This window comes from Novipirellula methanifontis, assembly GCF_052161655.1.
Classification (GTDB): domain Bacteria; phylum Planctomycetota; class Planctomycetia; order Pirellulales; family Pirellulaceae; genus Novipirellula.
In genome coordinates, this window is sequence record NZ_CP197418.1 from 142,594 (window position 1) to 160,443 (window position 17,850).

The window sequence follows — 17,850 nt, forward strand, 5'->3', positions numbered from 1 at the left end:
ATCCGCTACAGCACGCCTTTGAGCCGATCTCGCTGCGAACTGGCTCGGCGGAGCTTCGCCTCGGTGTCTCGAATTTCAGCCTCGTTTGCGATTGGATCGCGTTTCAACTCCGTTAGCTTCTTTTCCATTTGACTGATCGACTTGTTCAGTTTTTCAAACTCACGCTTGCCCGTTTGAATCGCTGCCTGCTGAGTGCGGGCCAAACTTACCGTGGAACCGGAAAAGCCACCCGATATTCCGCCACCGAGTGAAGCGAGCTGGGCGAATTGTTGCACGTCCACCAGATTGCTTGCGATTCCACGAACGCTTTGTGGGAGCGTTAACGGAGGTTGTTGGTTTCGCGTGGTAGGGAACGGCAGGACGTCGGATTCCCACGAGTGGCTGAGGAATTCGATTTTAGCTTTTGCTGCTCCGGCTGCCTCGATGCCACCATAAACCCCTTCGCCTGAATCGACTTCGCTTTCGCCCGCAGCGATACCGTCTTTGATGTTCAGCGGTGCTTTCTGGAATGCTGATACCAATTGGGCTAAGTCCGGAGAATCGGTGCCGTTGTAGCCCGGCAATTCGGCGAGCCTCTGTTCTTGAGCTGCAATAACAGCTTCTTCGACTGCCGAAATCTCGGCGTTCAGAGTCGATCGCTGCTTGGCCTCATGAATTCGAATGATGTACATCGTTATGGCGGCGAACGCGATCACCACTGGTAAGAACATCAAGAACTCGATCGGAGCGACACCGTGGCGAACTGATAAACGATGCGGAGTTTTCATCTTGGTTTTTCCCTAATTTCAGAAAGTTGCTTTAGGTCGTTGTGACTGTTGCTACAAGGCAATAAAGTCGCTATCGAGCTGCGTTGGCAGCACTTCGGGTAGTCGGTCTGCCCACTCGGGAAGAAGCTGTTTTTGCCACTGCTTGATTCGGGCCGCGGTCGTTGGCGACAAATTGGAAGTCCACTTCAACTTGATCGCGGGGAACACATCTGGGATACCGATTCCAACCAATTCCGAGACATCCACATCACCGTTCCACGCCAATAAATCCCATCCCGTTTTCGCTTGTACAATCGGGACGATCCGTTTGCAGTTCAAGTCGATCGGATGTACCGGCTTGATTGGCTTGTCACGGTTCCACACCATTGCCGTGGCCAAGCGATAGGTATAGTCTCCTTCGGTCGCTGGGAAAAAGAACTCGCCAACCGGTGTTCGCGTTTCGCTACCAACCAGCACCGAAACTCCAAATGCCTTGTCGGCGTATCCCGATCCGTCCGCTTTCGCCCAAGGTTCCATTGCCTTGTCCGGGCCGTCGTAGTCGTCAAGTGTATAAAGTGCCAATTCGCCATCACGTTGCAATTCATCCCCAAATCGTTTGCTGAAACCAGCGGCGTGGTCGAAGTAGGCATCGCCAATTTCCGATAGCGGAGCGAGTGCTTTGAGGGTATCGACGATGGGTTTACGGTGATAATTGACCCATGGAAACGTTGCCCGCATAAGCTGGGTGACTTTGGCGATCTGATGCCGCATATTGTCCGCCGGGACCGACGGGCAATCGCAATGGGTTGGGCGAACATAGCCGTCCGGCACTTGTTGCAGCCGAGCCAGCGGGTCTTCAACGATGGGCAACCGTTGGTCGCTCTGAAGCACAGACGCTTTTACACCAAATCGCTCACCTAAGTCATTGACCAACTCAGCTTGCGATCGCGGATAGTCAGCGACGATTGCGTCGAGTTGTTCTTTCGCTCCCGGCAAAAAGGTCTCGAGAATCTGCTTCTTGATCGGCGACAGTGATTTCGCAACCTGATAGAGTTGGTCAAGCACTTTCCACTCGCGATGAATGTCAAGCTCCAGCAGATGAGCGGCTGTTTCCAGTGCCTCACCGGCTGGCCGCGTTGGTGGATACGCTTTTAACGCAATCGCGATCGTCTTTGCTACGTAGACTTGTGTGAGCAGTTCCTTGAGTTTTAAGTGTCCGTCAAGCAGCGCCGCTCCTGCGTACACCTTTGATTTGACATCGTTGTAGGCAGGCGTTCCTTTTTCACACGACTGTGCCCCCATGTAGGCAGCCTGCAGCATCCGGTCAGCTTCTTCGGTGTCACCAATGCTTCCGGAATCAAGTTCTTCGCCACCGACAGCATGATGAATGATCACGATGCTTAGTAGTTCGCCCATCAAATGTTGAAGAGCTGTCACCGCATTCAAATTGCGAGCCTTCCAATTGCCAACCGATTGAGCAATCGCATCGGCACGTTGCTGAGACTCGGTTCGATCGTACATCGAACAGCACGCATTGAATAAACAAACCAATACCGCACTGAAGAATAGCATCATCACCGCGTTGGCAACCGAGAGTAGGCCGCGTTCGTCCGAGATCAGTTTCTGAATTGTTTTCATTGGCATGATGAAGTTCCTTAGGCTTGCGTCACTTATTCCGGCCAATCGGCCGATTTCCTGGGTGAATACGGGATGCCGATTTCAGTACGCTCTGCATCGATCTGGCTCATTGGAATCCATACTTCCGTAGCGATCGTTCGAGCAGGATGGCCATCGGCGTTGACAGTGGTTTGGTACAGTTTGGATACGAAGGGTGTCCAAAGTGGGACATCGAACTCGATCCTCGCGAGCCAACCAGGCGTGCTGCGATCACTTCGACTTAACATGACACGAGTGATCTTTTCGAAGCTGGCATTCTTTTGACTCAATCGATCGCTGGCGATTTTCGGTAGTCCAAGTTCAGTGACAATCGATTGCAAATCACCGGAAGTCTCATGAGATTGGTCAGCCCGTGCACTGGCGAAGGGAACCAGCGTTCGTGCGACGGCTTGGTGTACGACGGTCTCGAGCGATTCACCGTTTTGATGTAGCGAATCCTGATGACCGACCCAAGCTTGGGCAACATGCATCGCAGATTGCGACGCTGTATTAAGTGCCTGCTTGGAAATCAGCAACAGAGCGGTTTCAATTGACAAGCAAACGACCCCAATCAGGATCGGGATCATCAACACAACGGAGATCGAGTACGACGCTCCTTGGTCGTCATACCAAAATCGCCTTAGCAGTGCTTTGAAGAAATCTTGCATGACAAATGTCTTCTTAAATCAAGGGTGAAGTGGTGACTTGGTTGCCATCTTGGAAATAGACTTCGATCACTTGTCTGCCGACGTTAAACATTGCAATCGCCCCAACGACAAATGTTGCAAAGATGAACAGGATTTCGACAGCAGTGATTCCCTTGCGTGATCGGCTTCGCTTGTTTCTGTGAATCATTAGATCGTTCCTCCAACCAAGACCGCCACGACGGCGATTGAAAAGAAACCAGCCATTGGCACGGGCTGATCTGGTTGACCGACAACGTCCGACTTGCACAGACTCACAAAAACACGCCGGGCGACGATGAAAGCAGCAGCCAGGATCTGGGCAAGCAGCAGAACTGCAAGCCCTCGTTCCGCACCGACTACCATCCCGATGAAGGTAAGCAACTTCACATCGCCACCCCCAAATCCGCCCAGTAACCAGATGAGGAATGTTACGAAGAACAAGGCAATCCCGCCGACCGTCGATTCCGTTAAGTTTGCAACAAGTGTGGAAGGAACTCCGTCAGCAGAATGCATTAAAATCAGCGAAGGCATCACCAGTGCGAATGCCCAAAGTAACAGACGATTGGGAATACGTCCTGTTTGAAGATCAGTAATGCTCGCTCGCGCAAGTGTAAACGCGAGAACAAAAAGTATCCCAAGACTGATCGTTCCCGCCATCGTTTGATGAACATCCAGCTGCTGCGAAACATCAAATGAGAACGAAGCCAACACTTGACTTGTTGCGGATGGCAGGAGACACATGACTACCTCGTGTGAAAAAAAGAACGATAAGAGTAATGGCACTAAGCTGCACGAGCCCAAAAAAAGGTGAGTCTGTCGAAACAGACTCACCTTCGACTGGCAGAGCAAACGTTGGAAGAAATGAATCCGCGGTTAGCTGAACAAACCGCTCAGTGAATCACCCAGGAACTTGCCGCCGATCTCACCAATCTTGCCCATCAATCCGCTATCCGTAGCGCCGCTAGCGTTAACACCCGAGATCTTTGAGACTCCCAAGCAGACCATGGCTGCGATTGCGATCGTCATGATGATTTGGACTGCTTCCATGCCTTGTTCGTCGTTTGCGAAACGGACGGCGACGCTCTTGATTCGATTGATCATGCTACTAAACCTTTTTTGAAACAAAGTTGAAGTGGTGTTCGAGTCATCAACGTGATTTCTCGTTTTCGTGTTTGACAGTTGTTTCATCCTGCCTGTGCAATGAGATTCCCGTGCTCGGACAGCGAGGACACGGTTTTTGAAATTTCTTCTTGACTTTTCTTGTAGAGCGTTTTCCAGACGTAGTTTTGCTGTGCATCCAAGCCGATTAACTCAGCAATTTCCGTCAAACAACGCTCGCCCGATGGCAAGCGTGTCGCTTGAACGAAAAGGTCCACCGCCGCGGCAACTTGCGCCCTGGCGACGTAAACGGGCAACTGTGCATCATTGAGCATGCACAGCGTCTCAAGCCGCGTCGCCGCAGCCGCCGGAGAACTAGCGTGCAGCGTCGATAGAGAACCCGAATGCCCGCTCAGCATCGACTGGATCAGTTCCAGTGCCTCGCCCCGCCGCACCTCGCCGATCAAGATCCGGTCGGGCCGCATCCGCAATGCATTGACGAACAGCTCGCGGAGCGTCGCCTTCTCGGCACCTTCGGTCCCTGCTGCCAAAGCCTCGAGATAGACCGTATGTGGCTGGACCAATTTCAACTCACTGCTTTCTTCGATTACAACGATTCGTTCACGCTCGTCGATTTCACGAGACAAAGCGTTTAATAGCGACGTCTTTCCCGTACCTGTGCCGCCAGCAACCACAATGTTTTTGTGCTCGGCGATCGCATTACGCAATAGATCCGCCGCTTCGGGAACGACGGACCCCATTTGGATCAGTTCGGGCAACGTGAAGGCTGCTTCGCGGAACTTGCGGATCGTCAAACAAATCCCGACGCGGCTTATTGGTGGCAAGATCAAGTGAATACGTGATCCATTGGGAAGCCGACCGTCCATCGACAAGCTAGCCCCTTCGATCGGGCGACCGATGTACTCGGCTAGATTGCGAGCGGCTGCAAGTAGGAATTCGTCGGTGCCGAAGTGACGGTCTGTCCGAGTTACTCGCCCTGCACGTTCAACGTAGATATTGTCTGGGCCATTAACCATGATTTCGGTCACGGAGTCGTCGAGCATCAAGTCCCAAATCGGACTCAAAAAATATTGGAGCGTCGTTTCGTAAAGCTGTTCGTGGTTCATTGGGAGTGCCTTGGTGTTGAATTTCATTGCCGAAACTCTTGGCGAGTTTCGCTACGAAGAAGGTTCCCGAATGGCGTGAAGAGTAGACAGTTAACCTGCCAGGAATTGTGTTTTTGCATGTCCGTTATCGTTCTATTCGGGAATCTCCAAGTAACGTGTCCGCTAACGCACTTCCACACGAGGGATGTTCTCTATGTACGCGATCGAACCGAGCATTAACGCGATTCGACTTGAATATTTACAGGCTCGAAACTATTACCAACGACTTGGATTTAATGACATCGGCCCCACCGCTGACCAAATTGAAAAAGCGTGTCATGCCAGACGAAAGATGTTTAAAGACGCATTTAATGAGTTCGACAAGGACGATTGGAGCAAGGCCAGAAACTTGGTCGAAGAAGCTTACGACTGTTTAATCCAACCCCATCGCCGCCGCCGATATGACGCTCAGCTGCAAAGAAAAATCAATGGCGTCCCGGCGGCCAAGAATCTGGTATTGAGCCGATATCAGATCGGACAGAAATTATCCGACGGTGACCGCACGTCGATCTATGAGGCTTTCGATACGCATCTCAGTCGCGATGTGATTATCAAGAAGATTGCCGCCGAGCGACTTTGTAATGCCGAGCAACAAGCTTTGTTGCGGAGAGAAGCAGAACTGTTCGCGAGCAATAATTCGGGTCACCTAGTCAAAATTCTTGACTTTGATGCTCCGAAAGGAATCATCGTGCTCGAAAAAATGGCGAGCAACCTCGCTTCACTATCCAAACCAAGTGGCGTGGACTCGCATCTTGTCTACGAATTACTGGAACAAGCACTTCGCGGTCTCGATGCTTTACATAGCCAAGGACTCGCACATGGTCGCATTGACCACGAACATTTGCTGCTTGATGATTGCGATCAAGTCAAACTCTCGATCACACCCGGAGTCAGTGGGATTGCGACCGCATTAAGCCCCACCGCCTCAACCAAGTATATTGCCCCCGAGATGCTGAACCCAGGCATTTTTGGAACGCCTGGCGTGGCCATTGACCTCTATGCACTTGGTTTCGTGATGCTGGAATTGCTCGTGGGCAAAGGGTTCGCGAAGAAGGTGAACCCTGGATTCTCTTCCAAAGGAAGCGATCCGCAAAGTTGGTTGCTTTGGCATGCTTCGGCCACGGACCATTTGCCACCGGTGCAGGAACTTTGTCCGACAATCGAGCCATCGTTTGCGGCGGTGTTAGAACAAATGGTTGCCAAAGATCAAAACAAACGATTTGCGTCGGCAAGCGAGTGTTTGGCGGCTTTAGCTAACAGCGAGAAACCGTCCCCGGAGACGATGGCGGCCAAGGGGGGACGATTTACTGAACGAAGTGATGTAAAGCACCTCGGTTCACCGGACTCTCTGACCAACACATTCCAAATCGAACGAATAATTTCGTGGAAACAGATACTCAACGAACCACAGTTGCTGTTGGCGGCTGAAGGACGTCAGCACGCCGCGATGTTATTTGTGTTTGGCCTTATCGCATGCTCGCTGATGTTGATATTGTTCGGTGGTTCTTCGCCCAAAAATGGTAAAGATCAACAAAGCGAGACCAAAGATTCGCCGCCCATCCCGATTCCGCCCATCCCGATTCCGCCCCCACCGATTCCGCCGCCACCGATTCCGCCGCCACCGATTCCGCCTGCGGATTCTACTTGGGACATAACCTTCGTCGTCGAAGACGGTGGCAAAGTGATCGCAGTTGACTCGCTTCCTAGTTCGGAGGATACAGATGTTTGGAAACTGCTACCGGGCAAACACTTCGTCGATGTAGTCGATTCACGCGAACAATCTCCACGAGAGGTAGTTATCGAATTGCCTGAAGACGCCGGCGTGATGATTTACCAGATCGCTGCTCAAACATTCGCCGTAGTCCCCGAACCAACTCCGACTATTGCAACTGTTGCAGCACCCCAGGAAGTGCTCGAGGACAGAGAGTTTCATCCTTCGATGTTCGAAATGGCGGTCGTCGGAGCAAAGAACATTGACGACGCTGTTACTCAGGCCAAGTATTTACGTAGCGTGCTCAATGGACTATGCCAAGATCCAACCAAGATCCACGATGTGCCCCCACCGTTTGTGCTTCCTTCGCGACCAGTCGATCCCCGATTCTCGTTTTCATTGGCCCTTCTTCACTACCAACAAGGAGACAAGTCAAAAGCTCAAGAGTATTGCCAGCGATCCCTTGCCGACGCAGAGCATTTCGGCATCGTTTTCATGCCAAGCCTACAGCTCCGCAATCGGATCCATATGATTCAAGGACGATGCATGGTGGCGTTGGCGGATTGTCGCTCGACACTTTCGATGCTCCGTGGTCACCGGACACGAATGACAACAGAAGAGATTTCGAACACGATGTCTGAATTGGCGTGGTGGACGGGCACGTTGATCGGGATCATCGAGAACACTGAGATGGACAAAGGTAAATTTAACGCTGATGCCGGCTACACTTCACAATATTTCCAACAGTCCTGTTCACCCAACGACTGGGATTGGTTCGAAGCAGGCCGCCGGCAGAGTGCCCAACGTGCCACCGAACTAACCCTTGCCTGGCAAGAATACCAGTCGCGACGCGAAGGCACTCGATATCAAAACCACGTTCAGCGGTTCAATCGCCATGGCTATCGAAAGCGAGAGAAAGTAGACGACCGAAAAATTGAACTCGAGGTAGAACGACTGCAGCTACAATTGAGCGATCCGTTTGCTGACACCGATCAATACAAAACTCGCGACAGCGAGTTGATTGCCAAAACAAGGGCCGAAGACATCCTGGTGAAGCCGGTGCCGAACTTTCGAGGCGTTTCACCCCATCAGTTCAGCAATTTTGTTCCTGACGACACCACGGTGATTGCTCAGCGTGCGTACGATTCCATCGTCACTCCGTCAGGAAGCAAACTGGAACACTACACTAGGATCGTTGCAAGTGAATAGCACGTGGCATAAGCTTCACGCTTGCGATTGTTCAACCCCTATGTCAGCTGATTTGCGTTAGCGACCAATCCCCACCGGTAACCAAAATCAAAAGCCCGTCGGGCTAAACACAAAGATTAACCGTCATGGACATTTTTTCTGACGACAACTCCTGCGATGCCATTGAAGAGTCGTTGCAAACTCAAAAAGTAGAGCAAAGCCATGAGGACGCTGCTCGTCACGTCACCCTACCACGACGCACCGATGGGCCACGCTTTCAACCGATTCGGCTACATGCAAAAGGGGGCCTCGGAGAGGTTTTTCTTGCTAGGGATACTGAACTGGATCGGGACGTCGCCTTAAAAGAGATCAAGGGAGAACATGCGAAGGACCTGGGATGTCAAAGTCGTTTCATTGCCGAAGCGATGGTCACCGGGGCCTTGGACCATCCAGGAATTGTGCCCGTTTATGGTCTCGGGCAATATGATGATGGACGCCCCTACTATGCGATGCGATTTGTCAGCGGAAACAGTTTCAAGCAAGAGATCACGGCGTTCTACAAGGAAACGACAGCACCGAAGGCATCGTTTTATCAAGGACGTGAATATCGAAAGTGGTTGCGGCGGCTGATCGATTGCTGCAATGCGATGCAGTACGCCCACGAGCATGGCATTCTGCACCGTGACTTGAAACCCGATAACGTGATGCTCGGTCGTCATGGCGAGACACTGGTAGTTGATTGGGGATTGGCCAAGACCTATCTGTCAGGGACAACCGACGAGGACGAGATTGACGCCAGTGACAATTCGGTGATTCGATTGCAAAGTGGACTTCAGACCAGTTTGGGAAGGACACTCGGGACGCCGATGTACATGAGTCCCGAACAGGCGATGGGTTTGCACAACCAATTGACACCCGCCGCCGACGTGTACTCACTGGGGGCAATGCTGTTTAACGTATCTTCGGGACAAAATCCGATCGTTGGTCGAAACGTCGAACAAGTGATCGAGAATGTTCGCGCCGGCAACATACGAGATTTGCATGGAGCTATGCCGACCGTGCCGAGAACGATTGTGTCAATTTGTCGTAAAGCCATGCAGAAAGATCCGAGAGATCGTTACCAGACGACGATTGATATGGCGGACGATTTGGATCGATGGCTAAGTGATGAACCGGTGTTGGCTCATCGCGACGCCGAAACGTACAGCGAAAAACTGGGACGCTGGATCCGGCGACACCGCAGTTGGACCGTTTCGGCCACCGCCGCGTTAGTTGTAATTGCACTGATTTCCGTCGCAGCTTCGTTTCTGATCAACCTCGCTCGCAAAGCAGAAGAGGCCGCCAAGCTTCAGGCGAATATACACAAAGCGGAAGCCATCGCCCGATATGATCAATCCTTGCAAGCGATCGATACGTGGCTTGTGCAAAGCGAAGGTGTGTTGAAACATTTGCCGGAAGCCCAGTCGTTGCGGGGAAAATTATTGGAACTGGCGAACGAAGACTTTGCAAAACTTGCGAGCCAGCACAGCGACGACGCCGAGCTCAATATGATGGCGGCAAATGCGCAGATTCGACGCGGTAATCTGAACCAATTGCAGCAGAACTACGGTGAAGCGAGAGATAGTTACGACGCGGCGATTAAGCGATTGCGATCACCCGAATTTGCAGGCCCGATTGGTTCACCTGAAGGGAAATTGACGCTAGCCGGCCGGGCACTTCTAGATATTGCAAAAGCCCAAACTCGTATTGGAGTGACTTGGGACAAAGAGATGCGGTTTGACAAGGCTAGCCGCGTTTATCAATCTGCGATTCAAACTCTCACACAGATTACTGAGGTTAGCTCACAGGATGAAGTGAAACGTGCGTTTGCAGCAACACTCGTTAATGCATCCGGGCTCGCTAGAAAATGCAGCGATCACTCCAAGGCGATACGACAGTGTGATTTGGCGATCGCTTTTGTCAAGCAACTAGCGAATCCGCTACAGACGCCCGACCAGCTGCTGCTTGCCAAAGCTGAAGAGGCGTTGGGTCGATGCTATTCTGATTTGGGCCAAAATATTGAAGCTGCGTCACAATTTAACTCCGCTTTGCAGCGTCTAGACGCTATCGCAGATGATCCTCAACTAAAGCTAGAACGAATGGAAACGGTGGCATCCGTTTTGGCGTCTGGAATGAGGACGCATCGGAATCTGGGGAACACCGCAGCCGAAGACAATTTCCAGCAAAGAGCAACGATCGTTGCGGAGCAACTCGTCAACGAATTGCCTCAATCTGTCGACTATCAGCAACTACAAGCCGCGAGCTATATCAACAGTGGTTTGTTCTACTTTGGCCAAGACAAGTGTCCAATCGCCCATGAATTGATCTCAAAGACGAATGAATTTGTGAATCTGCACGATCAGGTCCAGCGCGACGATGCTCCGATGGTTTTGTTGGTTGCCGAGCATCTTGATGTGCTCGGTCAGATCGAATCGTCGCTGGGTAACCGCGAAGTCGCTGTACGTTGTCTAAAAAGTTGTATCGACAATTTTCAATTTCTAGTCGAACGCCTTTCTGAACAAGAAAACACTCCGTACCGACTTGGGCTGGCGATTGCACTGAGCCATTTGAGTCAAATAGGCGACGTGCAAAGTTCGAACGAGAATTATCTAAAGGCGATCAAAATCTTAGAGGACGTTATTGCAGAGTCGTCTGACGAGACGCTATCGAATTCCCATATGTACCAATCGCATCTCGGTTACATACATTTCGAGTATGGACGTACCGCTGAGAAACGGGGGGCAAAGAACGCATCGATCTATTTTGCTAAGGCGCGTGCCATTTGGAACGATGACGTGCAACTCGACCCTTTAACATCCCAGCGACTTGCTTGGCTTCTGGCGACCTGCAATTCGCATGATGTTCGAGATCCAAAGAAGGCCGTTGCACTTGCCAAAAAGTGCCTTGCCAATGCACCTGAGAACCCGGCATTTATCGCGACTCTCGTTGTTTCTTTACTCGCCAACAACGATATCGACCAAGCTGCCGAGTTTTTGCGAGGTTTCCCTCCATTCCAACCCGAAGAGCCAGTGCGTCTGACGTTCGCACGCGCTGTTGTTTTCAGGGCGATCGATGATGCGGCAAACGCCGAAATTTACAGCCGCGCCGCAATCGAGAAAATGAGCAAACAAGCTCCATTTAACCGCGACCTAGTCTACCTAAAGTCACTGTGTGTCGATTCCCGTCAATAAGATTGGCAATTTGGGAAGAATGTCCGGCCATCGGTTGTGAAGCTGTACGGATCGTGCCGCATATGACGATCATTCCGATATTCACATTGATGCACGGTTTAGGAACTAGTAATCGTGAGGTTTCACGTATCGGCATGGTCAGCTTTCTTGATTGCATGCCTGATAGCGTGTCCCGGATCGGTGCTGAACGCACAGCAAACTGCCGGTTCGGATGATGGTTCAGAAGTTGATGGTTTAGAACAGGGGTACCCCAACTCGATTCGGCCGGCGAATCAGCCCTCGTCGATTGGGGCTTCGGATGTATCAAGTATGTCGGAATTTTACCCAGACTACTATGCCGAAGAATACTTCCCAGCTAGCGTGAAAGTGGGAGATTTGTTTGAGTCAACATCAACATCATCGCTTCAGCAAGCGACGATGTTGCAAATCACTCCCTTTGTCGAACCGCCCATCTCCGCACTTCCCGAAATCGGCGCACCGTTACGAGGAGAGCCACTTGCAACACGATTGCAACAGGGCAACGGCCTCGAACCGCCGCTACCTCGTTTTGTTTTGGCAAGCAGCATCTTTAGACCGAATCAGCTTGATTTCAAAACAGTTGGCGGTGATGTAGTTAGCGGAGAAGAAGCTGGCCCGCTGGTAACCAAGGACCTTGGCAGCCTCATTGATAAATCTCGCAATGCCCCAAGTGCGTCGGCACAACGCCGCACTCCGATTATTAATGACACTCGTATTCGCGGCAGCCGCGTCGGATCACTTGCCGCTTCAGGATCCTACTGGATTCCTGCCCGCGAAGACCTCGACACAGCGATGAGCAAGATTGATTCGCGGCTCGTGCAAGACGTTCTCATTATCCCAGGTCCCTACAGCAGTTTGTACGGGCCCGGATTTCAATTTGTTGACTTTGAGTTACTCAAATCGCCGAGAAGCGAATCGGGATTGGATTGGCACGGCCGATCCAGCTTTGACCACAATAGCAACGGAAACCAGTGGCTCGCGAGACAGGGCCTTTGGGGCGGCGGTGAAGATTGGGGAGTGAGAGCCGACTATGCTTACCGCACCGGTAGCGACTATCGCACCGGATCTGGAAACAAAATTGCCGGGAGCTACGAGTCGCGGGAAATCACGTTAGCGTTGGGGCGTGATTTTGGTGACGGTCGCAGCATCGAGTTATCGCTTCTTCGTTTGGACCAATCCAACGTCGAATTCCCAGGATATGTGTTCGATATTGATTATCTAAAAACAGATGCTTATGAGATCACCTACACGGACGATCATGCATCTTTCTCCGATCGCGCGGAAACTGATATTTGGTACAACCGAACGGTTTTCGAAGGGGACTCCTTTGCCGATTCAAAAAACTTGCAGTTCCCACAACTCGAAGCGTTGCAATACAAGGGAGTTACCGATGTCGATTCGTTATCGACGGGATATCGACACGGTAATTCATGGGGAACCCCCGAGAACTATGTTGTCACCATTGGGCATGACCTGCGTTTGATCAAACAGGAACTCAATGAAATCAGTAGTGGTCAACAACCAGGTGGCGGACTTCCGATTAGCGACCAGAATTCGCCAATCCCTCGCTCATTCTCTGTCAATCCTGGGTTGTTCTTTGAGTATCGCGAATCGCTGCTGGATCGCTACACCTTTCGAACGGGGGGACGGATTGACTACGTACAAACCGACATCATTGACGACCAAGCGAAGTTAACGAGCGTTGGCTTTGGCGATGACGCTGGAAAGTACCAAGAGATTATCGGTACCGACCAGACTCAAACCGATCGCATTATGGGAAGCCTTTATACCGGGTTAGATCGTCGCTTCAACGATTCTCTTTCCGGATCGGTTTCACTCGGCTTCGCCCAACGACCACCCACGCTAACCGAACTCTACGCCGCTGGAACCTTTTTGCTGTTGCTGCAAAACGGCTTGAATTCAGTGACTGGCGACCCACGACTTAGCAGTGAAAAATTAATTCAAACGGATATCTCGCTAGATTACGAAGGTGACCATTTTCGTGGTGGCGTCAGAGGGTTCTACGGATGGTCGTTCGATTACATCACTCTGGAAAACACCGCCACAAACCTGCAAAATGCAAACTCAGTCCCTCAGCAAGTAGATCTTCGCTACGTCAACACTGCTCTGGCAACATTAGTCGGCGGTGAAGCGTATGCGGAGTTGTTTCCAAAAGCGAGGTTGACCCCATTCTTAACGGCACAAGGAATGGATGGACGTGACCGAACTCGCAATGGGGATTTCGCAACAAGTGAAGGTGGTCCAGGAAAAACATCAACGCAGGAAACTGGCGTTGCACGTGGATTTTTCAGCAGCATAGTCGGCAATGATTCCGAACCGCTTCCCGGAATTTCGCCATTCACAATGCGAGTGGGAGCCCGTCTTCGTGACGATGCCAAATCCCCACAATGGAACCTCGAATTGGCAGCCCGGATCGTGGACAATCAAGACCGAGTAGCGTCCAGTTTGCTTGAATATACAACACCTGGCTTCACCGTTTGGGATTTGCGGGGTGTTTATCGACCAACGCAAATTGCAGGTTTTACCTTGGTTGCAGGCATCGAAAACTTTACTGACAAAGCATACCGCGAACATCTTGATTTTCGCTCACCCAACGGCTCGATTCTCCAGCCTGGCGTCAACGTCTACGTCGGCTGCGATTGGCTTTATTAGCAAATCTTTGCGTGATCGCCACGGTTTCGCTGTTTGCATTTCTCAAGCCGACGTAACAATTTCACTCTCCAATCGTTATCGCTACTACATTTGCGGAACGACGATCAAGCGAGGTTAGTCTGCTTGCCGTCGTGTAGTGAAGTCGCAATGGTATGATGACCGTTTCAGCGGCGGTCTCTGATTTACCCTGAGCTTTGGATTCATCCCAATGAATACGTTTCTTCTATTGCAGGTTCGCAATGCCGATGATCCCATGCGGATGCAGGAAGTTGATTGCTTTGCCCGAGCGCTCGGCTGTGCGGCACAGCAGATTCGCGTGTTTGATCTGCTGTCGGGCGTGCCAACGCCTGAACAACTGGATCAAGTTGACGTGGTTTTATTGGGCGGCAGCGGTGACTACTCGGTTGCCGAAGGGGGTGATTGGATTTTGCCGGCACTCGAGGCGATGCGTGAATTGTGTGACCTTAACAAACCGACATTCGCATCGTGCTGGGGGCATCAAGCGATGGCTCGAGCGCTGGGCGGTGAGGTGGTCACGGACATGCAGCGGGCTGAACTTGGCACGATCGAAGTTCGCCTGACTCAAGCCGGTCTTGAAGATCCGATCTTCGGGCAACTACCCCACCGCTTCTTTGCACCGATGGGGCACCAGGATTGCGTCACCCGCTTGCCGCCCGGAGCGGTCTGTTTAGCATCGAGTGAGCGAACCGAGAATCAGGCTTTTCGAATCGAGGGCAAACCGATTTACTGCACGCAATTTCATCCTGAACTCAACCGCACGGCATTGGTCGAGCGTCTCTACGCTTACCCGCAGTATGTTGAATCGATCAGCGGTGAGCCCATCGATTCGTTTGTGGAACAATTCAAAGAGACCGTCGAAACTGATCAATTGTTAAGCCGTTTCATGAAGCACTTGCGTGAGGAAGGTCAGCCGAAGACGATTCGACCGTAGCGGAATTCTCGCGTGAATTTCGGATCCGTTAGAACCTGATCGAAAGTCTTGACGACTTTCGCTACGAGTTTTTGGATAGGTTCTAAATCGCGTCAAATCAACCCATTTCAGAAAAGCGGCTCAATCATCTCGCCGTTCATCTTCTCCCACAGCTTTACCAATTCGGTGAGACGTTCGGGATTGGATTCGGCCAGGTTTGTTTCTTCGGAGATATCTTTGGAAAGGTCGTACAGTTCCCACTTCGCTTTGCCAGCTGTCTTTTGACCTCCCATGCGAACGAGTTTCCAATCACCGTGACGGATCGCTGTCTTGCCGCCCTGACGCCAGAATAGGGTTTCATGCGGAATGGCAGAGTCTTTTCCGGTGACGAAGGGGATCAAATCGACGCCCTCGACCTGCTTTGGTGCGGTGACACCTTCACTGTTGGCCGCCGCAGTGGCATAGATGTCGAACGAACTGACGGGTTTTTCATAGATCTGTCCGGAGGGAACCGTTCCTTTCCATTGCATCATGAAAGGTACACGCAGGCCGCCTTCATACATTTGCCCCTTTGATCCTCGCAGCGGCAAATTGCTTGAGGTCAGTTCGCGAGTCGGACCTCCATTATCACTCAGAAAAAAGACTATCGTGTTCTCTTCCAGTCCCGATGCTCTCAATTGCTCCAACACCGCGCCGACGCTGTCGTCCATATTCGCCAGCATGGCCGCAAAGATGCGCCGATGAATGTCTTCGATGTGCGAGAACCGTTTCATGTAGGCATCCGCACCTTGCAGTGGACTGTGGACCGCGTTGTAGGCGAGGTACAGAAAAAACGGCTTGTCGTCGTGACGGTCGATGAAGTCGACGGCTTCGCGCGTCAGTGCATCGGTCAGGTATTCGGTTTCGGCAACAGGTTGTCCGCCGCGGGTGATGGGATTGTTGGCATCGTAGTCCGGCTCATTGCCGCCCATGTGATCGGTATAGATGAGTCCCTTGTTTCCGACCCAGCGGCCCGCAAGTCCGCTTGGAAGCGTCTTGCGGCGGAGCATCGTGGTGACACCTTTGTACGGAGGCGGCACGAAGTAGTGGCCCTCGTGCGTGAAACCGAAAAACTCGTCAAAGCCATGCCGCAGAGGGTGATAATCCGCGGTGCCACCTTGATGCCATTTGCCGATCAGCCCCGTTGTGTACCCCGAGTTCTGAAGCGTTTCAGCAATCGTGACTTCCGCAGCCGGCAGACCGAAGCCTGGCCGTTCATTCAGCGCACCAGTGGGATTGAACTCATAACCGAAGCGAGTCGGGATTCGTCCCGTCAGTAATCCAGCCCGTGAGGGACTGCAGTTGGGACCAGCGACATAGCCGTCGGTAAACCGTACGCCATTGGCCGCGATCGAATCGATATGCGGTGTGGGAATCTGCGGATTCCCCTGGCAACTGAGCTCACCATACCCGAGGTCATCCGCCAACAGAATGATGATGTTGGGACGATCCGTGGCAATGCATTGTCCACAAGCGTGCAAGGTTGCGAACACAAAGACCGCCCAAGAGAACAATCGGACTCGCGGTGACGGCCACCGCTGAAACACCGATTTGCACTGCGGTCGTGTGAGGTGGACAATGGATAAGATCGGTTTGGAATTGTGTTTCATCGATGGCTCGAAATTTTGTAAATCAGTCGCTCTAAATTGGAGGTCAAGTTGAGTAGGACCGGTTTGAACTTAGACTGTCCTGCTTTGTGAGCCGAACTCGCTAGCGTCGGGCCGTCGCTCGGTAAATCGTTGACGAAAAGAGGCCCGCGGCTAGCGCCGTCGGTTCACAAATACAAGAAAACGAAAAAATAGCACAGTCGAACTACCCGCATTCATCAACCGATGCCGGTTATACCATCAGGAATGCCATTGCGGTGGAGAAGCAACCGCTGTCCGTTACGGAGCACTGGTTTCGGCCTGAGTTTCGCGTCGTGCGTTTGCATCCTCCGTCGGTACGGGCTTTTCGGCTGCATTAACCGATGACGTCATGCGAAAGTTGCGGACCGCGATCTCGCCATGGGCGAAGGTTAGCATGACCATATTCTTGTCACGGGCGAGTGCGGCGTGCTTGAGATTGGTTTGGAAGTCGCCGATGCTCAGCGTCGCCCGATTTCCCTTGACCTCCAGTTTCATTTTTACCCACTTCCCGTTGATCGCTGGAAGATCCGGCAGTTTTTCCGGCTTGATTGTCTCTCCCTTGTTCTGCTTTGATGATTGCGTCGCCCAGGCGATGATCCGCGTCGGAACTTTCGAGGTACCCGCAGGTGCGCCGGGGGTTTCATCGGCGAGTGTGACACGGAAGATGTGACCGTCACCGTTTAACGTGAACACAACACGCTGACAATTCGTCGGCTTCATCTCGAACTCGATCGTGGCATCGTTGAACTGACGCGGCCACTTCAGAATCGGTCCGTGGTTCTTGAACTGCTTGTAGAGATCGGGATCGGCGACGCAGCTGGCGATTCCATTTTGAAATTGCCACGCACCCCGTTCCGCCACTCGGCCTTTGAGTTCTGGATCCGAGAAATCATCGACGAACTCCTGAGCCGATACGAAAGAAGACACAAATAGCATTGCGGTCGCAACCGAAAGTATTTTGTTCATGTTCTGGCCTGATCTTGTTTGGGTTAAACGCAACGCTGTGAAGCATTCTTTTTCCGTGAATTGCGGCGTTGCAACGTAGCGGGAGTCGTCAAGACTTTCGTTGTCTGTCCGGGA

The 17,850-nt window shown here is 51.9% G+C and carries 13 protein-coding genes; 4 read left to right on the forward strand and 9 right to left on the reverse strand.

Going from position 1 to position 17,850, the window contains the following annotated elements:
* Positions 1–5 precede the first annotated feature (5 nt).
* The 7 genes from SH528x_RS00455 to SH528x_RS00485 form a co-directional block, all read right to left on the reverse strand.
* Positions 6–767 (reverse strand): hypothetical protein, encoded by a 762-nt coding sequence (locus tag SH528x_RS00455; RefSeq protein ID WP_442508567.1) that lies wholly within the window; start codon positions 765–767, stop codon positions 6–8.
* Between the two features lie 51 nt (positions 768–818).
* Positions 819–2,390: a hypothetical protein gene (locus SH528x_RS00460; protein ID WP_442508568.1), complete on the reverse strand. Its 1,572-nt coding sequence runs from the start codon at positions 2,388–2,390 to the stop codon at positions 819–821.
* 26 nt (positions 2,391–2,416) lie between these two features.
* Positions 2,417–3,070: a TadE/TadG family type IV pilus assembly protein gene (locus SH528x_RS00465; RefSeq protein ID WP_442508569.1), complete on the reverse strand. Its 654-nt coding sequence runs from the start codon at positions 3,068–3,070 to the stop codon at positions 2,417–2,419.
* 13 nt (positions 3,071–3,083) lie between these two features.
* A complete protein-coding gene (locus SH528x_RS00470) occupies positions 3,084–3,257 on the reverse strand; it encodes a hypothetical protein (RefSeq protein ID WP_442508570.1) in 174 nt (57 codons plus the stop codon).
* Entirely contained in the window at positions 3,257–3,745 is a 489-nt protein-coding gene (locus SH528x_RS00475) for a prepilin peptidase (protein ID WP_442508571.1), read from the reverse strand. Before SH528x_RS00475 ends, SH528x_RS00470 begins: the two co-directional genes overlap by 1 nt.
* A 216-nt stretch (positions 3,746–3,961) precedes the next feature.
* Positions 3,962–4,189: a hypothetical protein gene (locus SH528x_RS00480; protein ID WP_442508572.1), complete on the reverse strand. Its 228-nt coding sequence runs from the start codon at positions 4,187–4,189 to the stop codon at positions 3,962–3,964.
* An 83-nt stretch (positions 4,190–4,272) separates the two neighbouring features.
* Positions 4,273–5,313 carry a CpaF family protein gene (locus tag SH528x_RS00485; protein WP_442508573.1) on the reverse strand — a complete coding sequence of 347 codons (1,041 nt, stop codon included), beginning with the start codon at positions 5,311–5,313 and terminating at the stop codon, positions 4,273–4,275.
* A gap of 193 nt (positions 5,314–5,506) precedes the next feature.
* On the opposite strand from SH528x_RS00485, the gene SH528x_RS00490 reads away from it, so the two are divergent.
* The 4 genes from SH528x_RS00490 (at position 5,507) to SH528x_RS00505 (ending at position 15,124) form a co-directional block, all read left to right on the forward strand.
* Positions 5,507–8,272 (forward strand): protein kinase domain-containing protein, encoded by a 2,766-nt coding sequence (locus SH528x_RS00490; RefSeq protein WP_442508574.1) that lies wholly within the window; start codon positions 5,507–5,509, stop codon positions 8,270–8,272.
* 125 nt (positions 8,273–8,397) lie between these two features.
* On the forward strand, positions 8,398–11,481 hold the full coding sequence (locus SH528x_RS00495) for a protein kinase domain-containing protein (protein ID WP_442508575.1): 3,084 nt from the start codon (positions 8,398–8,400) through the stop codon (positions 11,479–11,481).
* Positions 11,482–11,595: 114 nt separating this feature from the next.
* Positions 11,596–14,172 (forward strand): TonB-dependent receptor domain-containing protein, encoded by a 2,577-nt coding sequence (locus tag SH528x_RS00500; protein WP_442508576.1) that lies wholly within the window; start codon positions 11,596–11,598, stop codon positions 14,170–14,172.
* A gap of 208 nt (positions 14,173–14,380) precedes the next feature.
* Positions 14,381–15,124, forward strand: a complete 744-nt coding sequence (locus SH528x_RS00505) for a type 1 glutamine amidotransferase (RefSeq protein WP_442508577.1) — start codon at positions 14,381–14,383, stop codon at positions 15,122–15,124.
* 107 nt (positions 15,125–15,231) lie between these two features.
* Here the strand turns inward: SH528x_RS00505 and SH528x_RS00510 are convergent, their stop codons facing one another.
* Together SH528x_RS00510 and SH528x_RS00515 are read right to left on the reverse strand one after the other, a co-directional pair.
* A complete protein-coding gene (locus tag SH528x_RS00510; RefSeq protein ID WP_442508578.1) occupies positions 15,232–16,752 on the reverse strand; it encodes a sulfatase in 1,521 nt (506 codons plus the stop codon).
* Between the two features lie 276 nt (positions 16,753–17,028).
* Positions 17,029–17,736 carry a hypothetical protein gene (locus SH528x_RS00515; protein ID WP_442508579.1) on the reverse strand — a complete coding sequence of 236 codons (708 nt, stop codon included), beginning with the start codon at positions 17,734–17,736 and terminating at the stop codon, positions 17,029–17,031.
* Positions 17,737–17,850: the final 114 nt, after the last annotated feature.

Excerpts from the sequence above, each read along its gene's own strand:
- SH528x_RS00455 (WP_442508567.1), bottom strand. The coding sequence starts at position 767 with ATGAAAACTCCGCATCGTTTATCAGTTCGCCACGGTGTCGCTCCGATC.
- SH528x_RS00460 (WP_442508568.1), bottom strand. The coding sequence starts at position 2,390 with ATGCCAATGAAAACAATTCAGAAACTGATCTCGGACGAACGCGGCCTA.
- SH528x_RS00465 (WP_442508569.1), bottom strand. The coding sequence starts at position 3,070 with ATGCAAGATTTCTTCAAAGCACTGCTAAGGCGATTTTGGTATGACGAC.
- SH528x_RS00470 (WP_442508570.1), bottom strand. The coding sequence starts at position 3,257 with ATGATTCACAGAAACAAGCGAAGCCGATCACGCAAGGGAATCACTGCT.
- SH528x_RS00475 (WP_442508571.1), bottom strand. The coding sequence starts at position 3,745 with ATGGCGGGAACGATCAGTCTTGGGATACTTTTTGTTCTCGCGTTTACA.
- SH528x_RS00480 (WP_442508572.1), bottom strand. The coding sequence starts at position 4,189 with ATGATCAATCGAATCAAGAGCGTCGCCGTCCGTTTCGCAAACGACGAA.
- SH528x_RS00485 (WP_442508573.1), bottom strand. The coding sequence starts at position 5,313 with ATGAACCACGAACAGCTTTACGAAACGACGCTCCAATATTTTTTGAGT.
- SH528x_RS00490 (WP_442508574.1), top strand. The coding sequence starts at position 5,507 with ATGTACGCGATCGAACCGAGCATTAACGCGATTCGACTTGAATATTTA.
- SH528x_RS00495 (WP_442508575.1), top strand. The coding sequence starts at position 8,398 with ATGGACATTTTTTCTGACGACAACTCCTGCGATGCCATTGAAGAGTCG.
- SH528x_RS00505 (WP_442508577.1), top strand. The coding sequence starts at position 14,381 with ATGAATACGTTTCTTCTATTGCAGGTTCGCAATGCCGATGATCCCATG.
- SH528x_RS00510 (WP_442508578.1), bottom strand. The coding sequence starts at position 16,752 with ATGAAACACAATTCCAAACCGATCTTATCCATTGTCCACCTCACACGA.
- SH528x_RS00515 (WP_442508579.1), bottom strand. The coding sequence starts at position 17,736 with ATGAACAAAATACTTTCGGTTGCGACCGCAATGCTATTTGTGTCTTCT.